Below are 22,454 nucleotides of genomic sequence, written 5' to 3' on the forward strand. Positions count from 1 at the left end.
GTTTCTGGTGGAGACCTGTTATTTTTTTGCGGTCTCTACACCGGATTAGCTTTGAGAAATTTTGGCCAATTCTCCGATGGCCTTACGAATGCGTTCGTCTTCCTTGGTCAGCATGTTTTGAATGCTTTTGTATTTGCGGCTGATTTCGATCATGCGCGTCATTTCCATCACGCCTTCGACGTTGGAGCGCTCCAAGGCATATTGAGCCACTTCGGGGCGGTCCATGGCGATGGCGGCTTGATCGGTGGTGTACATGCCGTTGGCGGCGCGCTTGAGCTGCATTTCATTATCGAACTCGACGACTTGCAGTTTGCCCAGTTGGCCGTTTTGGGTGGAAATTGTGCCGTCGCCCGTGATGACGATATTGGTGTCTTCCGGAGCAAAGAACACAGGCGCGCCGGCCTGCGTCAAAACCGGAAGACCGGCTTGGGTCACCAGTTGTCCGGTGTTGTCCATGCGGAAGTTGCCGTTGCGGGTGTATTGCGGATCGCCATCCGGACCTTGGGTGACAAAATACCCTTTGCCGTGGATCGCGACATCCAACGGATTGCCGGTTTGTTCAATGGGACCGTCGTTGATGTTGCGATAAGACGCGACGTCGCGGGTGAAGGCCAGTTTCTGGTCGGCGATAAAGTCGGCAGACTTGGACCGGGTCAGGTGCTCAACAAACATCATGCGTTCGCCTTTGTAGGCGGTGGTGTTCATATTCGCGAGATTGTTGGCGATGGTGCTCATTTCCCGACGCAACGTCCCTTGACGAGATAGCGCGATATAGCCTGTATTTTCCATCTGTCTAACCTTCGGTTTTGATCGTTTCCGTTTGTGCCGCGTTTTTTTGTGCGGCGATTGACCAAAGGATTGCATAGACCGTGCCAATGTATAAAATATATGCAAATCAATATGTTAATGTGGTTTGAGAGGTGCCCCGAGATGGGAAAAAATCGGGCTGCGGCATGGCCTGCCGGGCAGAACTTGCCGAGAGATTGCGCCGCAGCCCTCAAGTGAAGTTGATTTGTCAGCCTTTGGGGTGTCTGGGGGGGATTGCCCAGGCCAGCCGTGCGGCGATCAGGGCGCTGGATTCGCAACAAAAAGTGAAATTTGAGGTCAACAAGGTGCGGCGGGTGGAGTGGCGAAACCCCTTGGTTTTCTTGGGTTAGTCAACCCCTTGTTAACCATCCGCGCTTTATTGTGATCAGCTGAGTTATGTTGCTTGGCGTCGCGGTTAGCCCCTTGGGGGGTGATGAGCGGCAATTGAGCATGAAAAGCAGACGGAGACGGCATGGCCGACGAAGAGCTGGACGAGGATCTGGAAGAAGGCGTTGACGAAGGTGACTTCGACGACGATGAAGACGGTGAAGGCGGTGCCGGTAAGAAACGCCTTTTGATCGTCGTTGCCGCCGTTCTGGTCCTGATTTTGGGTGGTGCAGCCGCCGCCTACTTTACAGGCCTGTTGCAGCCTGTGATTGACATGCTGGCCGGCGGTGAAGACGCCGCAGCGGTTGAAGAAGTTGAAGATACGCAAATCATTTCCGGTGATGCGGTGTTTTTCGATTTGCAGGAAATGTTGGTGAACATCAATACCGGCGGGCGCAAGGCGGTCTATTTGAAGATCCGCGTCAGCCTGGAACTGCAAAACGATCAAGACATCGTCAAGATCGAAGAGATGATGCCGCGCATCGTCGATAACTTCCAAATCTATCTGCGCGAGCTGCGCATTGAAGATTTGAAAGGGTCCGCAGGGATGTACAGGCTGCGCGAAGAGTTGTTAAAGCGCGTGAATGTGGCCGTGGCGCCTGCCGTGGTCAATGACGTGCTGTTTAAGGAAATGTTGGTTCAGTAGAGCCTGAGGTTGGACACGAGCACATGACAGCGCCTGGAGAAGATGTCGATCAAGACGCCATGGCTGCGGCCTGGGAAGCCGCCATGGGCGGTGGCGATGACGACGGCGGTGGTGCCGACGACGGCGGCGGTGGTGGTGCTGATGGCGGCGCGGATGACGGCGGTGATGATCTTGCGGCCGAGTGGGCGGCGATGCTCGATACCGGGGATTCCGGTGGAGGCGGCGGTGATAGCGGGGGGGCGCGTGAATCCACCCGTGTCCTGAACCAGGACGAAATCGATAGCTTATTGGGTTTTGATGATGAACTCGAAGATGGCGATCAGAAGTCCGGTATCCAAGCAATCCTCAACTCCGCGCTGGTGTCCTATGAACGCCTGCCCATGTTGGAGGTTGTGTTTGACCGCTTGGTGCGCCTGATGTCCACCTCGCTTCGTAACTTTACGTCGGACAACGTCGAGGTCTCGCTCGACAACATCACCTCTATTCGTTTTGGCGATTACCTGAACTCCATTCCGCTGCCGGCCATGTTGTCGGTGTTTAAAGCGGAAGAATGGGACAACTATGGTCTTTTGACGGTGGACTCGTCCCTGATCTATTCCATCGTGGACGTTTTGTTGGGTGGTCGCCGCGGCACCGCTGCCATGCGTATTGAAGGGCGTCCTTACACCACCATTGAACGCTCGTTGGTTGAACGCATGGTGCATGTGGTGCTGTCCGATTTGTCGGGTGCGTTTGAACCGCTGTCCCCGGTGACGTTCCGCTTTGACCGTTTGGAAACCAACCCGCGCTTCGCCACCATTTCGCGCCCGTCGAACGCGGCCATCGTGGCGCGCCTGCGCATTGACATGGAAGACCGCGGCGGGCAGATGGAACTGTTGTTGCCCTACGCAACGTTGGAACCGGTTCGCGAACTGTTGCTGCAGATGTTCATGGGTGAAAAATTCGGCCGTGATAGCATTTGGGAAACTCACTTGGCCGAAGAACTGTGGATGACGGAGGTCGAGCTGGAAGCCGTGCTGGATACGCAAACCATGCGTTTGGGCGATGTGTTCAGCATGCAAAAAGGCTCACACATGGATTTAGGAGCGACGCCGGACTCGCAAGTTATGTTATTATGTGGCGATATTCCCATGTATCTTGGCCGCATGGGGCGCAAAGGTGATCAGATCGCCATTCGCATCGATGGTCGGTACGAAAAACCAAAAGCCGATTAGTGGGTTGAAGGCAATAGGAAAAGCGTGAGAACGCTCTGAGGTTAATGTGCAAATAGGGCTCATACTCGATAGTGTCATCGTTGTACTTTTGGTGCTGACCATCACCTATGCTGCGCGCTTGAATCAACGCCTGTCCCAGCTGCGTGGCGATAAAAAAGAACTGCAAGCGCTGGCGAAAACCTTTGCCGATGCCACCGCCAAAGCCGAAACCGGCATTAAAAACCTCAAAATTTCCAGCGATTCTCTTCAGTCCGAGGTCGAAAAAGCGCATGCCTTGCGTGACGACTTGGAATATCTGGTTCAGCGTGGCGGGAAAGCGGCCGATTCGATGGTCGACACTGTTTCCAAAAGAAACGAGAAGGTTTCAATGCCGAGGCGTCAACATAGGCAAAGTGACGAAGTCGAGGATCTGTTGATCGAAGAAGCAATCCGAGCGGCCAAGCCGTTGGCGGAAGCTGCCGATCAAGATCGCCCCCAGGGGCGCCCCCAGGGGCGTCCCGAGGGCCGTTCCCAAGACCATTCACAAGACCGTAACAGGGGTAATATGTTTGCCCCGGCACCACAACCGAGCCCGCGTACCGCTCAACGTGCCCCAGAAGGGGCCTTGCGTGCGCTGGCTCAATCGACGCCGAAAGATCCCAATCGGCGTTCCGTCGGTCATCCCGAGCCCAAACCTGCACCGTTGCCGCGCGCTAATGAGGGCGCGCAATCTGAGATGGGTGGCGGCTTAGGGGGCTTGAGCCCTGAAGACCGACTTTTAGATGAGCATTTGAACCGCTCGCGCGATGGCAGCATTGGTGAATCCGATGCGGCGCGTGAACTGCTTAAAGCTCTGAGTTCAGTCAAATAATTGGTGAGAGAAGATCGCTGATATGACATTTCCTGCTTCCGTTCCTCCCGCTCCCGGCTCTCCTGCCTCCAGTGGTGCCGGTAATATCAATGACGAAATCGACTTCGATTACGATCAAAAAGAGCCTCAACCCAGCCTTTTGCGCCGCATTGTCGTGAAAATCAGGCTGTTGCCTATGGTGATCTTTTTTTCCACCCTGACGCTAACCGTGCGTATCGGCGACATCTGGGAAGGTGTGGACACGATTTTGAACGGCACCGTGACCGTGGCTGAACTGCAAGCCCAAACGGCGGGGCAAGAGCCCACCGATGCGGGACTGCCGATGGCGGATGAAGAGATTCCCGGCATGACACCCGATCTGGAAGGGGTGGATACGGACGCGCCCATCTCCATGCCTGAAGAAGATCAGGCGGCCGTCGCTGCGCGCATGTTGGCGGACGATCCCACGCTTTTGACCCAATCTGAAATCGATCTGTTGCAAAAACTGGCCGAGCGCCGGGTCGAGATCGACTCCCGTGCCAAAGAGCTGAAAACCCGCGAAGCTCTGCTTGCGGCCGCTGAGGCGCGGATTGAAGGAAAAATCGAAGATTTCAAAGCTTTACAGGCGACCATCGAAAGCCTGATCGTGACCTATGACGAACAGCAGGACGCGAAGTTGCTGAGCTTGGTGAAGATCTATGAAAATATGAAGCCCAAGGATGCCGCGCGGATTTTTGAAGAACTAGAAATGGAGGTTTTGCTGCAGGTCGCCGAACGCATGAAGGAACGTTCTTTGGCGCCAATCATGGCCAAAATGAACCCTCAGCGTGCGCGTGACGTGACCATCGAGCTCAATGCTTTGCGCAAAATTCCGCGTCCAGAGATCGAAGACGGCTAATTTTTGGCGTGCGGCGTAAGGGCTATCTCTTTAAAAAGGTTGCGAACTCTTAGCGACTCCTTTACCTAAGTAGTGCAATAAAGCGAATAATCCTGCTGAATCTTTGGGATAAATACCAAATAGCCACTTCCAAAATGATTTACAGGGCATAAAATAGGGTGGTGCGAAAGTGCACCGATGTGGGGACCGGGTACTTAAAAGTGGGGTCTTTCACAAAACAGATGAATTTAACTGCGCAAACTGACAGTTGCGTGGGAAGAAATGAAGGCCTTGGTCGGCCTGGAAATGGAGTATTCAGATGGCTGTCGATATGAATATGAATGTTCTGATTGTGGACGATTATAAAACCATGCTCAGGATCATCCGTAACTTGCTTCGCCAGCTCGGGTTTGAAAACGTTGACGAAGCCACCGACGGCACCGAAGCGCTTTCCCAGTTGAAAGAAAATAATGGCAACTATGGCCTGGTCATTTCGGACTGGAACATGGAGCCCATGACAGGGATTGAGCTGCTGCGCCACGTCCGCGCAGACGATGGCCTCAAACACATCCCGTTCATCATGGTGACCGCTGAATCCAAGTCTGAAAACGTGATCGCGGCAAAAGAAGCCGGCGTGTCCAACTACATTGTTAAGCCTTTCAACGCTGACACCTTGAAGTCGAAAATGGTCAGTGTGCTTGGTGATTTCTAGGGGCGATTGGGTCACCGTTTAAGGAACGCTCCATGGCGGCTAGCAAAGCTAAGGGTACGGACAAGTCAAAGAAAAAGGCGAAAGCCAAAAGCAAAGCTAAATCCGTCACGAAAGCGAAGGCTAAAACCGCAAAGCGTGCGGCTGCGCCTAAGAAACCTTCCAAAACTAAGAAAAAATCCAAATCCGTTGAGTTTCAAGCCACCTTCAAAGGTGTCTACGCTGAATTGGAGCGCTTAGCGGGTATCATCGATGCGGCCAAGCAAGAGATTTCGGATCTGCGTCCCCATGAGGATGGGGACGATCAGTTCGTCACGGCTTCCGATCAGCTCGATGCCGTGATTGAAGCGACGGCGGACGCCACCAACACCATCATGGACAGCTGCGACGTTATCGAAGGGGTGATGGGCGACGTTTCCCCAGAGGTATCGGCCAAATTGATGGACGCTACCACCCGCATATATGAGGCTTGCTCGTTCCAAGACATCACCGGTCAGCGCATAGGTAAGGTTGTGGGGGCGCTCAAAAGCGTTGAAGAACGCATCGACGTGATGGTGGACACCTTGGGCGGCGGCTTGCCAAAACCCCCGGCAAAACCCAAAAAAGCGGATGAAAAATCCGTCGAACCCCAGCCAGTGTCGGATGAGGACCTGTTGGAAGGCCCTCAACTGGGTGAAAAAGGCAAAAGTCAGGCCGAAATTGACGATCTGTTAGCAAGCTTTGATTAGGCTGTAGCGTTGAAAATGAGCGTATAATATCTGGCGATTCGCCTGCGCTTCATGCACGTTTCACGACCGGCTTGGCTGCTATGCAAACTTTTGATGACGAAATTCAGAGATTACCCGAAGAAGGCCCCAACACGGTTGCCTTGTTTTTGGGCCTGTATCTGGTGATTTTGGCCTTCTTCATTTTGCTAGTGACCATTTCCACCATCGAAGAAAACCGCTCCAAAAAGGTCATGGACAGCCTGTCGAGCACCTTCACCTCAATCGTGCCGCCGTCTGCAAACTTGATGACACTGAACCGTTCCGCCGAAGAAGGCGTTTTGGCGGGACAAGAGTTTCAGCAACAAATCACCGGTATTTTTGCTACGGAATTGGGCATATCCAAAGTTGATACGTTGCAGCCCGGCCGCCAAATGCGATTGATGTTAAAATCCGACAGCCTGTTCTTTCAGGGCGAGGCGCGCATCCGTTCGGCGATGTATCCGCTTTTGGACCGGACCGTTGCAGCGCTGTCTAATCGTCCCGCCGGTCAACGGTTTGATATGGAATTCGTGATCGGCACAGCCCCGTCTGCGGACGGCAAGACATTGCCGACAACGGAAACATTGGCGATTAAGCGTGCTGGGGCGTTTGCCAATGAAATGAATTCGCGCGGTATCCCCCCCGACAGCATTGCCGTGGGCGTGCGTCCCGGGCGTGAGGGTGACGTTGCGATCTATTTCTACACCCGTGATGTTGAAAAATCGAAATTGAACTTCACGCAAGACGAACGTTAGGGGCTATGGGGCCGATGGTGCACGACGAAATGGAGGATCTGAAGAAACCAGCCAAGCCGGGTTCGGCTTGGATGGTGACGTTTGCAGATCTGGTTTCGTTGATGCTGACGTTTTTTGTCTTGTTGTTTTCCATGTCGTCGTTGCAGATGGACGACTGGGACGCCATGACCGACACCCTGACCCAGACATTGAACCCCGGCAAGCTCAAAGCGGTGGCTGCTCAAACAGCGGAATTCAACATCCCCAAAGTTTTTCGCCGCCAAGCCGACAACCTGGACTATCTCTCAGGCGTGCTGAGCAAAGGCATTGCAGAGGACGAGCTTCTCAAAAGCTCACGCATTATGCAGCTCGACGACAGACTGGTTGTGGCTTTGCCGGGTGATCTGTTGTTCCAAGCGGGCAAAGCGGACATGCCCGAAGAAGCGTTGGGGGCTTTGCACACTTTGGGCTCCATGTTGCGCAATGTTGACAACCAAATCGGTGTGAACGGTCACACGGACCCGGTTCCACCTGGGAGCGGCAGTGCCTTTGCGAGCAATTGGGAGCTGTCCTTGGCCCGCGCCGCCGCAGTTGCCAATGCCCTTCGCCGTTCGGGCTATACCGATGAGATTTTGGCCTATGGTTATGCCGATAGCCGCTATGAACAGCTTCCCCAGTTGACCCAGGAAGAGCGCGACAAGTTGGGGCGGCGCGTGGACGTGATCATCTTCCCGACCGTGGGTGGGGAGGATTGATGGTCAAACGCCTTCTCCTGGTTTTGGTTGCGTTTTTCATTGGCTTAGCGTCGACAGGTGCTCTGGCCGATCAAGTGCGCGTGCGTACCAGTGTGCAAGACGGATATGCCCGCATCACCTTTCGTTGGTCTTCTCCGGTGGGTCATCAAGCGCAAAAGCAAGGCGATCAGCTTGTGGTGCTGTTTTCGCGCCCCATCGAAGCGAACCTAGGCGGTGTGCCGCGCGCGTTGAACAGGTGGGTGGCCGGCGTGGGGACACCGCCCAGTCCCAACTCTGTTGCGTTCCGCATCAAAGGCGACTTTTCTGTGCGCAGCTATGACAGCGGCTCTTCCGTTGTGGTGGATGTGGTCGGACTGGGGGATGCGGCCCAGCCCCCCACACAGCTAGAAGAACGTCCTCAGCAGACCGCCGCGACGAAACCTGCGGGCCCCACTTCGGGCGGGTCCGGCACCGACGTGCCCATCCGCACGGGTGTGCATGCGGACTACACCCGCGTGGTTTTCGACTGGCCGACCAGCACGGGGTTCAAAGTTGTGCGTGATGGCGACAAGGCGTCCATCCAATTTTCTAAGCCCGGGAAAAGCAACGTGTCACGGTTGGCGACGGGGCGTGTCAAAAACATCCAAGGTGCCAGCGTGTCGGTAGACGGCGGTAATTTAACGGTAGCCTTGAACGTTGACGCCACGTCTCAGCTAAAAGCGTTCAACAGCGGCGCGAAGGTGGTCGTGGATGTTTACGGCCCTGGGACACAAGCTGCAGCACCGCCTTTGAGCCAAGCCGTAGCAGAGCCGAAACCTGCCCCAACAGTTGAGCCGAAACCTGAACCTGCGCCCGTTGGTGCGGATCAACCGCCCGCGCCGAAAAAAGCACCTGTCGCTCCGGTTGAAGTGGCCCAAGAAACTAGTGCAGGCGAGGCCTCAAGCGCCTCTTCGAATACGCAGACTGCGCCCTTGGCTTTGCAACCCGAAAAGCCAGTTGCGCAACCCCTGACCACCAGCGAACAGACGGCTATTGAAGAAGAAGCCGCTGTCGACACTCGCGCCGAAGCCTCTAAGGTTGGGGATGTGGGGGTTGCGCTGAAGTTCAACTGGGATGAACCCGTCGGCGCGGCGGTGTTTCGCCGTGGCGGCGATTTGTGGGTCGTGTTCGACAAGCGTGCCAACGTGGATACAGGCGCCTTGTTGCGCGACGGCCAAGGTTTGATCACACAAGTCGAACAAGTCCCGTCGAGAACCGGCGCTGTTTTGCGTTTGCGCACCCAAGAAGGGGTCAATCCCAGCGTGAAGCGCGCGGGGCTTGCGTGGCTGTTGGAGTTTTTGCCTCAACCTTTAGTGCCGACCTCTCCGTTGCAAGCGGACGCTCAACCGGACTCTCCGCTGGGAGCGCGTCTGTTTGTAGCTGTGCCGGAACCCGGTAATGTCATCGCCTTTCGCGACCCGGAAGTTGGCGATAATTTAATTGCTGTCCCTGTTATTCCGCTCGGCCATGGTATGAGCCGGGCCTGGAGCTATCCGCAATTGCAGATGTTGCCTTCGAAACAAGGTGTTGTGATCAAACCCAAAACGGATGATCTGCGTATTCGCCCCTTGCGCCAAGGCGTTGAAGTCACCAGCAAAGGCGATTTGATGATTTCAGCCGTCAGTGCAGAGGCCAAAGCGAATGTAGAGCTGCAACAGCAAATGGCCACCAGCACAGGCATGAGCCAGTTTCGTGAACTCACCCGTGTTTTGAACTTGGAAAAATGGAAGCGCCCCGATCTTCAGAATTTCACACAAACCAAACAGGATTTGCAGCGCGAAATTGCCTTTGCGGTGAATAAACGCATCAAAAAACAAGCCCAACGCGAATTGATGTTTTTCTTGTTTTCAAATGGATTTGAAGCGGAAACCATCGGCATCTTGAACGAAATGGTGCGCACAGACCCCGCGTATGGCAACGATCCCGAGTTTTTATTGGTCTATGGTGCGGCCAGCTGGTTGATGGGGCGCATGGAAGACGCGCGTGACGTTCTCTATAACCCGAAACTAGACGGCAATGACGAAGCCGAATTTTGGCGTGCGGCCGTGATTGCCGGGGAAGGCGGTCTGGACCGCTCCGCGTTGGAGCTGCGCAAATTTGGCGCGATTACACAGCCTTATCCCAAAGCCATTAAAATGCCCATGGCGACGTTGGTGGCCGAAGCCGCGGTTGAGCTGGGAGATGTGAAGCAGGCCAACCAATACCTGGAAGTCTTGCGGGTTGATGATCCCTCACAAATTCAAGCCGATCAAATCAACTTCGTCCAAGGCAAAGTCGATGAAGTCAGCGGCGAAGACGAAAAAGCCGTCGGCGTATGGGAAGGTGTGATGGAAGGTCGCAATCGCCCGGCCCGTGCACGCGCCGCCGTCGCCAGGACCGAATTGTTGTTGAAGTTGAACCACTACACACCTGAAGACGCCATCGAAGAGTATGAAAAGCTGCGCTTCGTGTGGCGGGGTGATGATTTTGAGTTTAAAGTCCTGCGCCGTTTAGGCACGCTCTACTTGGAACAACAGGATTTTCGTGAAGGATTGCGCACCTTGCGCCAAGCCGCAACGTACTTCCCGGATCACGAAGAAACTAACCAAGTTACCAAGATGATGAGCGACACGTTTAATGAGCTTTACTTAGAAGGTGGCGCAGACATCCTGCCACCCGTGACCGCCATAGCCCTTTATGACGAGTTCCGCGAGCTCACCCCGCCTGGCGAGTTGGGGGATGAAATGATCCGCAATCTGGCGGACCGGTTGGTTGAGGTGGACCTGCTTGACCGTGCGGCCGCTTTGTTGGAAGAACAAATCGAATTTCGCATCAAGGGCGCGTTAAAATCCCGCGTCGGCGCGCGTTTAGCTTTGATCCAACTGTTTGACCGCAAATTTTCCAAAGCCATCCAGGTGCTGGACCAAACGCAAACCGACCAACAATCCGACGAACTGACGGCGCAGCGCGTCTTGTTGCGCGCCCAGGCGCATGTGGGCATGGGGGAAATGGAAACGGCGTTGGAGCTGATTCAAAACGAAGTCAGCCGCGACGCGGAATTGATCCGGACCAGCATTTACTGGGAGCAAGGGGATTGGAAACACGCGGCAAAATCTTTGGCGAAGCTGACCCGGTTGATGGAAATCAAAGCCCGCAAACCCTTAGATGACATGCAGGCGTCCGTGGTGCTGGCTATGGCCATCGCGTATACGTTAGAAGGCAATGAGGTGGCAATTTCGCGGGTCCAGGCGCAATACAGCTTTGCCATGTCCCAAACCCAATACGCAGATCCGTTTCGTCTGATCGCCGAGCCACCTGAAACGGGGCTCGTCGATTTTCGCGAGCTCGAACCCATCGTCGAAAAAGTTACGGATTTTCAGGGCTTTATGGAGATCTACCTGGAACGTGTCGCTGATGGCCAACTCAGTTCACTTTATTGAGTGGTTTTCAGCGCAAGCTATGCGCTTTGCCTGGGACACTTTTTTGGATAATTTAACTTGATCCGCTCTGCGCATTGGCGTATTTAGCGGCCCTTGCCCTTTCGGGTCACTCTAATTTGGGGAGCGTTGATGGATAACTCCGCACTTGCTAAATTGGATATGAACCTGGAGGAGGTTGCTGAAAAGCAAACCGATTCCCAGTCGCTCTATCCTGTGGTGGACAACACCAAAGACTACTTTATCGAAGAAAACGGCGTCCGCTTTGCGGGCAACCACGTTTTGGTCGAACTTTGGGGTGCCAGCAACCTCGATAACCCTGAGATTATCGAAGAGGCGCTGAACGCTGGTGCCTTGGCCGCCGGGGCGACGATCCTGCACAGCCACTTCCACCATTTTTCCCCGTATTCCGGTGTATCCGGTGTGGTGGTGTTGGCCGAAAGCCATATTTCCATCCACACGTGGCCGGAAAAAGACTACGCGGCGATCGACATCTTTATGTGCGGTGACTGCAATCCGTTGGATGCCTTGCCCGCCATCAAAATGGCCTTTCAGCCCGAAGATATGGACGTGTCTAAACACAAGCGCGGTGTGATCAAGTGAAACGCTTCGAAGAAGCCCTGCATGACGGCTATGCGCAAGGTTTTGACGTCACGAATGTCTTGTTCCACGAAAAAACCGAACACCAAGATTTGGTGATCTTCGAAACGCCGACGTTTGGCCGTGTGATGGCGTTGGACAATATTGTCCAAGTCACCAGCAAAGATGAATTCGTCTATCACGAAATGCTCACCCATGTGCCGATCTTCGCCAAGGGTGGCGTGACGGATGTTTTGATCATTGGCGGTGGCGACGGCGGCATTTTGCGCGAAGTCCTGCGCCATAAAACGGTTGAGCGCGTGACCATGGTCGAACTGGACCGCACTGTGGTGGACTTGTGCACGCAATATTTCCCCGGCATTTCAAACGGCGCGTTTGAGGATCCCCGTACGGATTTGGTGATCACGGACGGGGTCAAGTTCGTGGCCGAGAGTGACAAGCGCTTCGACGTGATTATTGTCGATTCCACCGACCCCATCGGCCCGGGTGAAGTTCTGTTCACTGAAACCTTCTACGCCGACTGCCACCGCTGTTTGCAATCGGGTGGTGTTTTGGTGACGCAAAACGGCGTTCCCTTTTTCCAAGGTGACGAAGTGACCAATACCTATCAGCGCATGGGCAAGTCATTTGCGGACAATGGATTTTATACCGCTGTCGTGCCGACCTACGTGGGGGGCTTTATGACCCTGGGCTGGGGCACGGACGATGCTTCATTGAAAGACATTGAATTGTCTGTGTTGCAACAACGCTTCGAAGACGCGGGGATCCTCATGAAATATTATACCCCCGAGATCCACAAAGCTGCGTTTGCGCTGCCGCAGTTTATCAAAGACCTGTGTCGCTAAATCAAAGCCCGGAATACTCCGGGCTTTGTTGTTCTTGCTCACGCATTGGGCTCAATCAGCACTGATGGGGATTTTTTTCGATTTGGGTTTGTTCAAAACCTTTTTCGGCATGGTGACCGTCACGACACCATTTTTATATTTTGCCGTGGCTTTGCCCAATTCGACACCTTCGGGGATGGGGAAGCTCCGTTCAACCGAACCGTAGTGCCGTTCGGTCAAGTGGTAGTCGTCCTCATCCGTTTTGGTTTCTTCTTTCTTGTGGCCCGAGATGGTGAGCAGGCCATCTTGTGCGGTGACCTCGATGTCTTTTTCGTCCAAGCCGGGAATTTCGGCTTCGACGCGATATTCGCCCTCGGCTTCACGAACGTCGGCTTTCATGGTCAAGCCTTCGAACGGGGTGCTGAGACCGGCAAACGCATTTTCAAAACGCCGAAACGCCGGAGCGTGTGTTTTGTCGCGTCCATGGCTGAACGGGCCTAAGGCGAACCCGGAAAAGAAGTTGTCGAACAAATGATCGACTTCTTCGCGCAGGGTCAGCAACGGATGCTGCATCAGACGTTCCGAGGCCGCAGGCGTTTTGCCTTCGGGTGTTTCAGGCGGTGAAGCGTCTTTGGTTTTCTTAACTTTGACCGACATGGCAGCCTCCTCTTTTCATGAGAAAACCGGGATGGTGGCTCGGCGCACCATCACCCAACACAGGGCGCTTCCCTGTGCTTTCAAAGACTATTCTACCACATTCTAAGCTGATTTTTAACGGCTACAATCCGCCGTAACTGCGCACCAAAGACCCGGCGATCATGTACCACCCGTCCACCAGGACGAAGAAGATGATCTTGAACGGCAACGCGATCATGATCGGTGGCAACATCATCATACCCATGGACATCAACACAGACGCGACGACCATATCCACGATCAAAAACGGCACAAACAATAAGAAGCCGATTTCAAAGGCACGGCGTAATTCCGAAATCATGAACGCCGGGATCAAGACCCGGATCGGCATGTTTTCCGCGACCTGCTCATCGCTCAACTGCGCCATGTCGACGAATAAAGCCAAGTCCTGTTCGCGCACATAGGACATCATAAAGTTTTCGAACGGGACAATGGCGCGTTCAAACGCAACTTGTTCTTCGATCACGCCATCCATCAAGGGCGCGACGGCATCGTCGTACACCTGTTCGAAGGTTGGCATCATGATGAACATGGTGAGAAACAAGGCCAGCGAGACCATGACTTGGTTCGGTGGCGTTTGTTGGGTGCCCAAGGCCGTGCGCAGGAACGACAACACCACAATGATGCGTGTGAACGACGTCATCATGATCAAAATCGACGGCGCCAACGACAAGATGGTGAGCAACAGCACCAACTGAATGATGCGTCCGGTGCTCGACGCCCCCGCGTCCGGGCCCATGTCCAGGGTTAAGGACTGCGCCAATGCATCAAGGGGCGTGATGGCGAAAAATGCGGCGACGGCCAACGTGAAGAGTGTCAACTTCATCGCGGGTTTAATCACTGGACCAATGATTTTTTTGGTCAGGGCAAAGGCCTTCATGTGCCCCTCCCTTCGCTGGGTGTGGTCACATCGTCGACCATTTTGGCAAAGCTCGGTCTTGCGGGGATGTTGGTTTCCACCACGGTTTCGCTTTCCGGGCCCATAACAATCAGATGTTCGACATCATCGCGGCGGATCAAAACCGCCCGCCGTTTGGCGTCAATGGGTAGAACTTCGACCAAGCCCAAACGGCGGTCCTGCCCTTTGCGGATTTCTGAGGACGCGACCCCGAAGCCATATTTGCGCACGAGCACGGTGAGTACACCGATAAGCCCCAGCACAAACATAAGTGCAAAAATAAATTTGAAGTAACTTCCGTAATCCATGGGTACCGACAATAGACGTTCTTAAAGGAGGGGGGAACACAACCCCCGTTAATGCCTGGAAAACCAAGGCTTTTTTCCGCAGCCATACGTCCGAAGTTTGCGACTTCGCACATGGGAGCCGATTCGTTACTTTTTGGGCGGGCCGTAGGCATCCTTCGCTTCGCGGTGGCGAATGGCATTGAGCCCGTCCTCACGGGCTTTTTGATGGGTTTCAAGATCCGTTTCCAAGGCGTCCAACGCAGCCGACAGGGCCACTAAGTGATCTTTATAGTTTGAAGCAATGGCTTCGGGCGCGGTGGTGATGGCTTCGGTGACGGCACGGATTCGCTCTTCCATGGCGCTGAGCTCGACATGGCGTCCTTCCGCCATCAACTGACGCGCGCCGGTGATTAAGCTCGCGGCTTTTTCCAACTCTTCGCGGATCAACTCTTCTGCAGCTTCGCTCATGGGCGCACCTCGTTCATCGTTTCTTCTGCGGGCCTAAGCCATCGGGCCATTCTTTGTTCTTTTCATAAATGTAGGACAGCATTTCTGCGACCACGGTGAAGGCCTCCAGCGGGATTTCACTGTCCACATCGACTTGGGCCAGCAACAGCGCCAAGTCCGAGTCTTGGCGAATTTCAATGCCGTTGGCCTCTGCGATCTCAACAATTTGACGCGCCAGCCAGCCTTGTCCCTTGGCAACCACGCGGGGGGCTTGGTCAACGCCCGGTGCATAGTTCAACGCGACAGCGACCTCGTCACCGGAGATGGAATCGTCCGATGTCTTTGAAATCACGGTCTTTTTGTCGTTATCGACCATATGGAGCGCCTTTTGTGAGCCTAAGTCTTAAGGAGGCAAGCCTGACAGAGGGCGCTTAATATCCTCTGAATCAGGCACAAAAGAATCGTCATGCGTGTGGGCACGGTGTGATTCATTGAATCTTAAAAGGTCTGGGAGAGACTCAAGGCTACAAGGTGTTGCCAGTTATCTTGCTGACGGCAGGGTGCCAAAGGGCCCCAGCCCGCCTGGAAACACCATTTACCGAGTACTTTCATCGCATTACGCTTTAAGGCGGAGTTATGGATCTCAATAAACTGACACTGTTCGGAATGGTCAAAGGCCAGATGAATTGGCTGAACAAACGCCAGGAAGTCTTGGCGCAGAACGTCGCCAATGCCGATACGCCGGACTACAAACCGCAAGATCTAAAACCCGTCAATTTCCGCGAAGTGATGCGTGACCAGCACAAGCGCGAAATGATGAACAGGATGTCCGGAACGGCTGTTGCGGGACTGGGCGGCAGCACGGCTTTTAAACCCGAATCTGAACGCGCGCCTTACGAAACCTCACCGGACGGCAACGCCGTGGTGCTGGAAGAGCAGATGGGCAAAATCGGTGAGACACAGATGAAATATTCCCTCGCCAATGAGCTTTATCGCAAGCATATCGGCATGATCAAAATTGCGTTGGGCAAACAACGTTAAGGTTAAACGGGTCAAGTTAGACAGGTAGACGTTATGGACGAACTTCTTAGAACGCTGCGTATTTCCGCCTCGGGCATGAAGGCTCAAGGCACGCGTTTGCGTGTTGTTTCAGAGAACGTCGCCAACGCCGATTCGCTGCCAACTCAGCCAGGCGAGCTGCCGTATCGGCGCAAAGTCGTCACGTTTAAGAACGAATTGGACAAAAGTATCGGCGTGAAAACCGTCGGTGTCGATCGCATTCAAAGCGACCGTTCAGATTTCCAGCGCCGTTACGATCCGGCCCACCCCGCAGCCGATGAAAACGGCTATGTCTTGGCGCCCAATGTTTCTTCTTTAGTGGAAATGATGGACATGCGCGAAGCCCAGCGGTCTTACGAAGCGAACTTGAACGTCATCAAATCGTCGAAGACGATGCTTCAACAAACCATCGGTATTTTGCGCTAGAGCGCGGAAAGTCTTGAAGTTACAGGAGTATAAGCCATGCCTATCGATCCGAGCGTAAATATTGCGAAGGCTGCCGACCTGTACAGCCAGGCGCAAAAGTCCGGGATTACGACCAGCGAAATCCCAAACCAAAACACCGACGGGCCCAATCAAAGCCAGTTTTCGGGGTTGCTCTCAACGTATCTGGATCGTGCCAACGAGATCGGAAAACAAGGCGAAGCCATGTCCATCAAAGGCATTCAGGGCGAAGCCAACGTCTCCGATGTGGTCACGGCCGTGGCCGAAGCTGAAGTCACTTTGCAAACGGTTGTTGCGGTTCGCGACAAGGTCGTTGAAGCTTACAAAGAGATTCTCCGCATGCCCATTTGATCGGGCCTGACCGTTTTGGCCTGTGGTGTGCGGTGATTAAAGTAAGTTTCAGCCGGACGAGGCCTTGAAAAACCATGACACAAGTCGATGTGCTAGAGATCGCGCAAGGGGCGCTGTGGGTCATTTTGAAGGTCTCAGGGCCGATCATGATGGCTGGTCTTATGATCGGTTTGATCATTGCCTTGTTCCAAGCGCTGACGACGATTCAGGAAATGACCCTGACATTTGTGCCGAAGATTATCGTCATTTTTGTCGCCATCGTCGTGTTTTTGCCGTTCATGATGACCGCGGTCATTGAATTTTCCATGACGCTGTTTGACCGAATATCCCAAGGTTAGGGCCGGAAAGGTAACGCTAAGCGATGCTCTCTCAGATCATCAACCTGAACCTGTTTGCGTTCTTGCTGGTGTTTTGCCGCGTCGGTGGCGCCATGTCCGTGATGCCAGGCTTTGGGGCTCAGCAGGTTCCGGCAACCGTGCGACTGACCTTTGCGTTGCTGATCAGTTTTGTGCTGACCCCGGTTTTGTTGCCGCTTTTGCCCGGCGAACCGCCCAGTGTGTCGATTTTGTTTTTGCTCATCATCGCGGAGCTGTTGGTGGGCGTTTTTTTCGGTCTGATCCCTCGAATTTTTATGGGTGCCGTGCACACGTCCGGTACCATCATGGCCATGGTCGCGTCCATGGCCAATGCCTTTGCCCAAGACCCGATCTCGGAATCGCAAAGCTCTGTTTTGTCCACTTTTTTATCGACCACGGCTTTGACATTGATTTTCGTCACCAACACACACCATTTGATGTTGGCTGCCGTGGTGGACAGTTACGCCGTGTTCAATCCGACCGAAGCGCCGATTATTGGGGATATGACTTTCTACGTCGCCCAGCGCGTCGCAGACAGCTTTCGCATTGGATTGCAAATGGCTTCCCCCCTGGTGGTGTCGGGACTGGCCTATTATATCGTCTTGGGTATCATGGGGCGTTTGATGCCGCAGCTGCCTGTGTTTTTCTTCGGCATGCCCATACAAATCGCATTGCAGGTCTGGATTTTGATCCTGTCTTTGTCCGTTATGATGATGGTCTTCATGCGCTTTTTCGAAGACGGCCTTATCGCTTTCACTCTATAGCCGCAAAGCGGGGAAAGGAATAATAGGAGCGCCATGGCGGACGAAGACGACTCACAAAAGACAGAAGACCCGACAGACCGAAAACTATCGAAAGCACGCGATAAGGGACAAGTCGGGGTCTCTCAAGAAGTAAAGAACTGGGGTGTGTTGCTGGGCAGTGCGGCGATGCTTGCTCTGATGGCACCTTGGATGATGGAACGCACGCTGATCTTTAACCAAGGCATTTTGTCGCATGTGGAAGACGTCAACGTCTCCCTTGGGATGATTTCCGGCTTCATGGCCGAGATCTTGATCGAAATGGGCATCACCGTCGCACCTGCTTTTGCGACCTTGATCGTCTTGGCGATTGTTGCCAGCGTGGCGCAAACGGGGTTCTTGGTGGCGCCGTCGAAATTGATGCCGCAGGTCAGCAACATCTCGGTGATGAAGGGCGTAAAGCGGATGTTTTCCGCACGTTCGCTTGTCGAATTTTTAAAAGGCCTGTTTAAGCTCACCGTTATTGGCACCATCTCATTTTTTATGGCCGTTCCGTGGATGACCGATGTCACGTTGATGCCGGACATGGACTTGCTGCTTATTTTGGACCGCATATATGTCGTTTCGTTAAGCATTTCCGCAGGCGCTTTGTTTGTCATGTTCGTCGTCTCGGTGATCGATTTTGCCTATCAAAAATTCGAATTCACCAAATCGATGAAAATGAGCCGCCAAGAGATTAAGGACGAACACAAAGACACCGAGGGCGACCCGCAAATTAAAGCGCGGATTCGCAAGCTTAGGATGGAACGCGCCCAACAACGGATGATGTCCAATATCCCCAATGCAGATGTGGTGGTTACCAACCCGACGCACTATGCTGTAGCCCTGGAATACAAGATGGATGCCATGGGCGCGCCGAAGTTGGTTGCAAAAGGTGTGGATTCTCTGGCATTTAGGATCAGGGAAGTGGCCGAAGAACATGACGTGCCCATCGTCGAAAACCCACCACTGGCCCGCGCGCTCTATGCGGCGGTGGAAATTGACGAAGAGATTCCTGTAGAACACTACCAAGCCGTAGCCGAAGTTATCGGTTACGTTATGGGCTTGAAAGGAAATGGACCAGGTGGCGGCGGACAAACCATCAACTGACGAGGCAACCGTGAAAGCGGGTGGATTGGATGATCTGCCCACCATGGAAGACTTGCGCGCGCACATGGCCGCCAATTCTGAGCTGCCCCAGCCAGAGCACAAGACATCGCCCGAACCTGAACCAAAGCCTGCTTTAGTACCGGACGTGGGGCTTGGCGAACGCGAGCCAGAGTTAGATTTACCTCCACCGCCGACGGCTGCAGACAAGGGGCAAAAACCGCCACCGTACCTGACGCGCGGCGGGCCATTGAAGGAAGAGTTAGGCCCCAGCGACGGCGCAAAAATCAAATCGGATAGTTTCCGTCCGTCACGCGGCCCGAACCCGGCGTGGTTCGCCGTGCCTGCCGCGTTGGCAGGGGCTGCGACTTGGGCTTTGGGGGCAGGGGTTTTGCCGGGTGGTTCTGGGCTGCTGAGCACGACGGCATTGACGCTCAGCGGGGCGCTGGCCGTGTTGACGGCGTGGTCCATTGGGCGTCGTACCCGCACGGATGAAGAAGAACGCTTGGTCTATATGGCCGCAGGCGAAACCGGTGATCCGTTGATGTTGAGCGATGACAAAGGGCGGGTTCTGTACGCCAATGAAGCCATGCGCGCCCTGTTTCATCCCAGTGCCATCGCAGAGGTTCCCAACGCCATTCGCTTTTCCGAACAAGACAGTGAAAGCCCAACTGTGATCCGGCGCATGTTGAGCGCGGCGAGCGGCGGCGCCAAGGACCGCGCAGAGCTGCCCTTGATGCAAGGCGGCGGGATCATCTGGCTGAGTTTCAGCGCCAAGCCCACCGGTAAGCCTGGCAGCGGCATTGTGGCGTGGTCGGCGCGCGATGTCACGGCGCGCCGGGAATTGGACCAGGTGCGTTCGACCGAGGAAGCCTTGCTGGCGGACTTGCTGGACAATTTGCCCGTAGGCTTTTTCTCGGTCGATGGTACGGGGCGGATGGTCTACGCCAACGACACACTGTGTTCGTGGCTGGGTGTGAGCTTAAGCCAAATTCGCGACAAAAATTTGGGCTTTGCTGAATTCGTCACGGAATTGGTCCCCAACGACAGTGAAGATGACGACGGCGACAATGGCCAAGTCACGTTGAAGCCGCTGCACCGTGGGGAAACGTTCAAAGCGTTCTTGCTGCAATCGGGGCGCATTAATGATGACGGCGATCTGCTCTATACGCGCTCCATTGTGGTGCGTGATTTGGTGCGCAAGCAACCGCCGCCGGAAACGGCTGTGGTCGCGCATCCGGGTGCAGACGAAGACATTTCCGATATTGCCCGACGTCTCTACTGGCTGTTCGACGAAGCCCCCGTCGCCATCGCCATGTTGGACATGAAGGCCAACATCACCGACTGCAACGGGGCGTTCTTAAAAATGTTGGGCTTGCACAAAGACGACGTGCAGGGCAGACCGCTGACCGACCGCTTGACCCGCGAAGACCGGGGCGACGTGGGGGGGCAGCTGTCCAAAGTCGTGATGGGCATCTTGCGCGCCGCACATATCGAAGTCCGGATGCCGGCCCCCGGTGGACGCGAAGTGACGGCGTCCTTGTTTGCTTCGCGCATGGAAGACGCCTTTGGCGAGGTCACAGGACTGCTTTTGCACTTCATCGACACCACCGAACAAAAGCATTTGGAAGTCCAGTTCGCGCAATCGCAAAAAATGCAGTCCATCGGCCAGTTGGCAGGGGGCATCGCGCATGACTTCAACAACTTGCTCACCGCGATGATTGGGTTCTCGGATTTACTGCTGACCCGCCATGGTCCGGAAGATCCGTCGTTTAACGACATCAACCAAATCCGCCAAAACGCGGTGCGTGCAACATCGTTGGTGCGCCAATTGTTGGCGTTTTCGCGCAAGCAAACCTTGGAACCCCAGGTGATCGAGGCGAAAGAGAAGTTGTCCGACCTCTCCGAAGTCATGAGCCGTTTGATCGGGCCGACCATTGAGCTCAACATCGAACATTCGCGCGATCTGTGGCCCATTCGTGTGGACCCAACCCAGTTTGATCAGGTCATTTTGAACTTAGCCGTGAACGCGCGCGACGCCATGCCGGGCGGTGGGACGCTGACCATCCGCACGTCGAACCTTGTGTTTGAGGAACCGACCCAGCGCGGTCTTGAGCACGTTCCGGCAGGCGAATATGTGACCATTGACGTGATCGATACGGGCGAAGGCATCCGTAAAGAAGACCTTGGGCGCATTTTTGAGCCGTTCTTTTCCACCAAAGAGGTGGGCGAGGGCACAGGCCTGGGCCTGTCCACGGTTTATGGCATCGTGCACCAGACGGGCGGGCATATTTTTGTCGACAGTGCGCCGGGTGAGGGGGCTGCGTTTACCGTGTGTCTGCCCCGTTTTGACGAAAGCCGCGGCACACCGCAGGTGGTTGACGCCGATCCCCAGACCCCAGATCCCCAGACCCAAGACCCTGAGCCCCAAACGCCGGAGCCTGCTGAACAACCGGGCCTTATGTCCGAGCGCGACAGCGGCGACGAAGCGGATTTGACCGGCGACGGCACCATTTTGCTGGTCGAAGACGAAGACGCTGTGCGCATGTTTGGTGCCCGCGCCCTGCGCAACAAGGGCTACACCGTGCTGGAAGCCGAAAACGGCGAAGAAGCCTTGGAAGTCATCAACGGAACCGAAGAAGAGATCGATCTGATCGTCACCGACGTGGTCATGCCCGGTATGGACGGCCACACCTTGGTGCAGTTCGTGCGCCAAGAAATTCCGGATATGAAGGTGATCTTGATCTCCGGCTTTGCCGAAAACGTGATCCCCGGTGGGATTGATGAAAACGCAGGCTTCGCGTTTCTGCCCAAACCCTTCTCGCTCAAAGACTTAGCAGCAAAGGTCAAATCCGTGTTGGCCGAATAATCCGCCTTACCACGGTAATTCAGGTTGGCACGGCAGGGGGGTGCCGTAGGAATTGTCGATGGAACAGAGCCACTTTCCTGTATTTGGCCCCTCTTTTTGCAGCTTAAAAATGTAGGTCGATAGCCGCTGTTCGCTATGGGGGCTGCCGTCGGCCATGGTGGCGTTGACGGTGGTGAGTGTGGTGGCCAAGGCCATGTTGCTTTCCACCAAGACCTTCAGGTCGGTTTGGCTGACCTGTAGGGTGTGATTGAAGTACGCGGCGATGAGCTCCAGCGTCGTGCGAATGTCGGCCTTGCCCTTTACGGGTTGGCCCTCATGGACCATCAGCACCGCATCGTCGGTGAAGCACGCAATCACCCCGTCAATATCGCCCCGGTTCAACGCGGCCCCGGCTGTGTCCAGCACGGCTTTGATATCTTGCTTGCTCACGGCGCGCGCCCCTTTCTTCTCTATGACGCACAAAGACAGGCTTTGTGCCGGACGGTATTGAGAAAAAAGACAAAGCCCACACTCAAAACAGGGCTTTTGGCCCCGGTTTTGCAACGACCGCGCAGATATTCATTTTTGTCGCCTGTGCGACAATCATCAGCGAGGATTGA

26 protein-coding genes are annotated in these 22,454 nt (G+C 54.7%); 19 read left to right on the forward strand and 7 right to left on the reverse strand.

The features are described 5' to 3' along the window. Nucleotides 1-45: 45 nt before the first annotated feature. Complete coding sequence (gene flgF / locus V5T82_RS07865; protein WP_332895063.1) at nt 46-864, reverse strand: flagellar basal-body rod protein FlgF; 819 nt, start codon at nt 862-864, stop codon at nt 46-48. A gap of 415 nt (nt 865-1,279) precedes the next feature. Here flgF and V5T82_RS07870 point away from each other — a divergent pair, with 415 nt between their 5' ends. The 11 genes from V5T82_RS07870 (at nt 1,280) to speE (ending at nt 12,583) form a co-directional block, all read left to right on the forward strand. Next, on the forward strand, nt 1,280-1,840 hold the full coding sequence (locus V5T82_RS07870) for a flagellar basal body-associated FliL family protein (RefSeq protein WP_332895064.1): 561 nt from the start codon (nt 1,280-1,282) through the stop codon (nt 1,838-1,840). Between the two features lie 23 nt (nt 1,841-1,863). Then, nucleotides 1,864-3,054, forward strand: coding sequence for a flagellar motor switch protein FliM (fliM, locus tag V5T82_RS07875; RefSeq protein ID WP_332895065.1), 1,191 nt, complete (start codon nt 1,864-1,866; stop codon nt 3,052-3,054). A gap of 46 nt (nt 3,055-3,100) precedes the next feature. Further along, nucleotides 3,101-3,904 (forward strand): DUF6468 domain-containing protein, encoded by an 804-nt coding sequence (locus tag V5T82_RS07880; protein ID WP_332895066.1) that lies wholly within the window; start codon nt 3,101-3,103, stop codon nt 3,902-3,904. Nucleotides 3,905-3,926: 22 nt separating this feature from the next. After that, entirely contained in the window at nt 3,927-4,781 is an 855-nt protein-coding gene (locus V5T82_RS07885; protein ID WP_332895067.1) for a MotE family protein, read from the forward strand. A gap of 298 nt (nt 4,782-5,079) precedes the next feature. Next, nucleotides 5,080-5,472 carry a response regulator gene (locus V5T82_RS07890; protein WP_332895068.1) on the forward strand — a complete coding sequence of 131 codons (393 nt, stop codon included), beginning with the start codon at nt 5,080-5,082 and terminating at the stop codon, nt 5,470-5,472. A 32-nt stretch (nt 5,473-5,504) separates the two neighbouring features. Continuing rightward, nucleotides 5,505-6,197, forward strand: coding sequence for a protein phosphatase CheZ (locus V5T82_RS07895; RefSeq protein ID WP_332895069.1), 693 nt, complete (start codon nt 5,505-5,507; stop codon nt 6,195-6,197). Between the two features lie 80 nt (nt 6,198-6,277). Next, nucleotides 6,278-6,970 (forward strand): hypothetical protein, encoded by a 693-nt coding sequence (locus V5T82_RS07900; RefSeq protein WP_332895070.1) that lies wholly within the window; start codon nt 6,278-6,280, stop codon nt 6,968-6,970. Nucleotides 6,971-6,984: 14 nt separating this feature from the next. Beyond that, nucleotides 6,985-7,704 carry a flagellar motor protein MotB gene (locus V5T82_RS07905; RefSeq protein ID WP_332895071.1) on the forward strand — a complete coding sequence of 240 codons (720 nt, stop codon included), beginning with the start codon at nt 6,985-6,987 and terminating at the stop codon, nt 7,702-7,704. Continuing rightward, nucleotides 7,704-11,141: a hypothetical protein gene (locus V5T82_RS07910; protein WP_332895072.1), complete on the forward strand. Its 3,438-nt coding sequence runs from the start codon at nt 7,704-7,706 to the stop codon at nt 11,139-11,141. The genes V5T82_RS07905 and V5T82_RS07910 overlap by 1 nt, the downstream gene beginning before the upstream one ends. Nucleotides 11,142-11,270: 129 nt before the next feature. Next, a complete protein-coding gene (speD, locus tag V5T82_RS07915; RefSeq protein ID WP_332895073.1) occupies nt 11,271-11,741 on the forward strand; it encodes an adenosylmethionine decarboxylase in 471 nt (156 codons plus the stop codon). Then, nucleotides 11,738-12,583 (forward strand): polyamine aminopropyltransferase, encoded by an 846-nt coding sequence (gene speE, locus V5T82_RS07920; protein WP_332895074.1) that lies wholly within the window; start codon nt 11,738-11,740, stop codon nt 12,581-12,583. Before speD ends, speE begins: the two co-directional genes overlap by 4 nt. A gap of 51 nt (nt 12,584-12,634) precedes the next feature. Here the strand turns inward: speE and V5T82_RS07925 are convergent, their stop codons facing one another. The 5 genes from V5T82_RS07925 to V5T82_RS07945 form a co-directional block, all read right to left on the reverse strand. Then, nucleotides 12,635-13,219 (reverse strand): Hsp20/alpha crystallin family protein, encoded by a 585-nt coding sequence (locus tag V5T82_RS07925; RefSeq protein ID WP_332895075.1) that lies wholly within the window; start codon nt 13,217-13,219, stop codon nt 12,635-12,637. A gap of 121 nt (nt 13,220-13,340) precedes the next feature. Continuing rightward, a complete protein-coding gene (fliP, locus tag V5T82_RS07930) occupies nt 13,341-14,084 on the reverse strand; it encodes a flagellar type III secretion system pore protein FliP (protein ID WP_442917434.1) in 744 nt (247 codons plus the stop codon). A gap of 50 nt (nt 14,085-14,134) precedes the next feature. Then, nucleotides 14,135-14,464: a flagellar biosynthetic protein FliO gene (locus V5T82_RS07935; protein WP_332895077.1), complete on the reverse strand. Its 330-nt coding sequence runs from the start codon at nt 14,462-14,464 to the stop codon at nt 14,135-14,137. A 126-nt stretch (nt 14,465-14,590) separates the two neighbouring features. Then, nucleotides 14,591-14,911 carry a hypothetical protein gene (locus V5T82_RS07940; protein WP_332895078.1) on the reverse strand — a complete coding sequence of 107 codons (321 nt, stop codon included), beginning with the start codon at nt 14,909-14,911 and terminating at the stop codon, nt 14,591-14,593. 13 nt (nt 14,912-14,924) lie between these two features. Then, nucleotides 14,925-15,266 (reverse strand): EscU/YscU/HrcU family type III secretion system export apparatus switch protein, encoded by a 342-nt coding sequence (locus V5T82_RS07945; protein ID WP_332895079.1) that lies wholly within the window; start codon nt 15,264-15,266, stop codon nt 14,925-14,927. Nucleotides 15,267-15,526: 260 nt separating this feature from the next. Here V5T82_RS07945 and flgB point away from each other — a divergent pair, with 260 nt between their 5' ends. The 7 genes from flgB (at nt 15,527) to V5T82_RS07980 (ending at nt 21,855) form a co-directional block, all read left to right on the forward strand. After that, a complete protein-coding gene (gene flgB, locus V5T82_RS07950) occupies nt 15,527-15,931 on the forward strand; it encodes a flagellar basal body rod protein FlgB (RefSeq protein ID WP_332895080.1) in 405 nt (134 codons plus the stop codon). A 33-nt stretch (nt 15,932-15,964) separates the two neighbouring features. Next, nucleotides 15,965-16,375, forward strand: coding sequence for a flagellar basal body rod protein FlgC (flgC, locus tag V5T82_RS07955; protein ID WP_332895081.1), 411 nt, complete (start codon nt 15,965-15,967; stop codon nt 16,373-16,375). Between the two features lie 36 nt (nt 16,376-16,411). Beyond that, nucleotides 16,412-16,744, forward strand: a complete 333-nt coding sequence (gene fliE, locus V5T82_RS07960; protein WP_332895082.1) for a flagellar hook-basal body complex protein FliE — start codon at nt 16,412-16,414, stop codon at nt 16,742-16,744. Nucleotides 16,745-16,818: 74 nt separating this feature from the next. Continuing rightward, complete coding sequence (fliQ, locus tag V5T82_RS07965) at nt 16,819-17,082, forward strand: flagellar biosynthesis protein FliQ (RefSeq protein ID WP_332895083.1); 264 nt, start codon at nt 16,819-16,821, stop codon at nt 17,080-17,082. Nucleotides 17,083-17,105: 23 nt separating this feature from the next. Next, on the forward strand, nt 17,106-17,864 hold the full coding sequence (gene fliR / locus V5T82_RS07970; RefSeq protein ID WP_332895084.1) for a flagellar biosynthetic protein FliR: 759 nt from the start codon (nt 17,106-17,108) through the stop codon (nt 17,862-17,864). A 33-nt stretch (nt 17,865-17,897) separates the two neighbouring features. Next, nucleotides 17,898-18,989: a flagellar biosynthesis protein FlhB gene (flhB, locus tag V5T82_RS07975; protein WP_332895085.1), complete on the forward strand. Its 1,092-nt coding sequence runs from the start codon at nt 17,898-17,900 to the stop codon at nt 18,987-18,989. After that, complete coding sequence (locus tag V5T82_RS07980; RefSeq protein WP_332895086.1) at nt 18,964-21,855, forward strand: PAS domain-containing protein; 2,892 nt, start codon at nt 18,964-18,966, stop codon at nt 21,853-21,855. Before flhB ends, V5T82_RS07980 begins: the two co-directional genes overlap by 26 nt. A gap of 6 nt (nt 21,856-21,861) precedes the next feature. On the opposite strand, the gene V5T82_RS07985 is transcribed toward V5T82_RS07980, so the two are convergent. Further along, nucleotides 21,862-22,284 (reverse strand): YybH family protein, encoded by a 423-nt coding sequence (locus tag V5T82_RS07985; protein WP_332895087.1) that lies wholly within the window; start codon nt 22,282-22,284, stop codon nt 21,862-21,864. Nucleotides 22,285-22,328: 44 nt separating this feature from the next. Here V5T82_RS07985 and V5T82_RS07990 point away from each other — a divergent pair, with 44 nt between their 5' ends. Continuing rightward, complete coding sequence (locus V5T82_RS07990; RefSeq protein WP_332895088.1) at nt 22,329-22,454, forward strand: hypothetical protein; 126 nt, start codon at nt 22,329-22,331, stop codon at nt 22,452-22,454.

This window comes from Magnetovibrio sp. PR-2 (genome assembly GCF_036689815.1).
In the GTDB taxonomy this organism is placed as follows: domain Bacteria; phylum Pseudomonadota; class Alphaproteobacteria; order Rhodospirillales; family Magnetovibrionaceae; genus Magnetovibrio.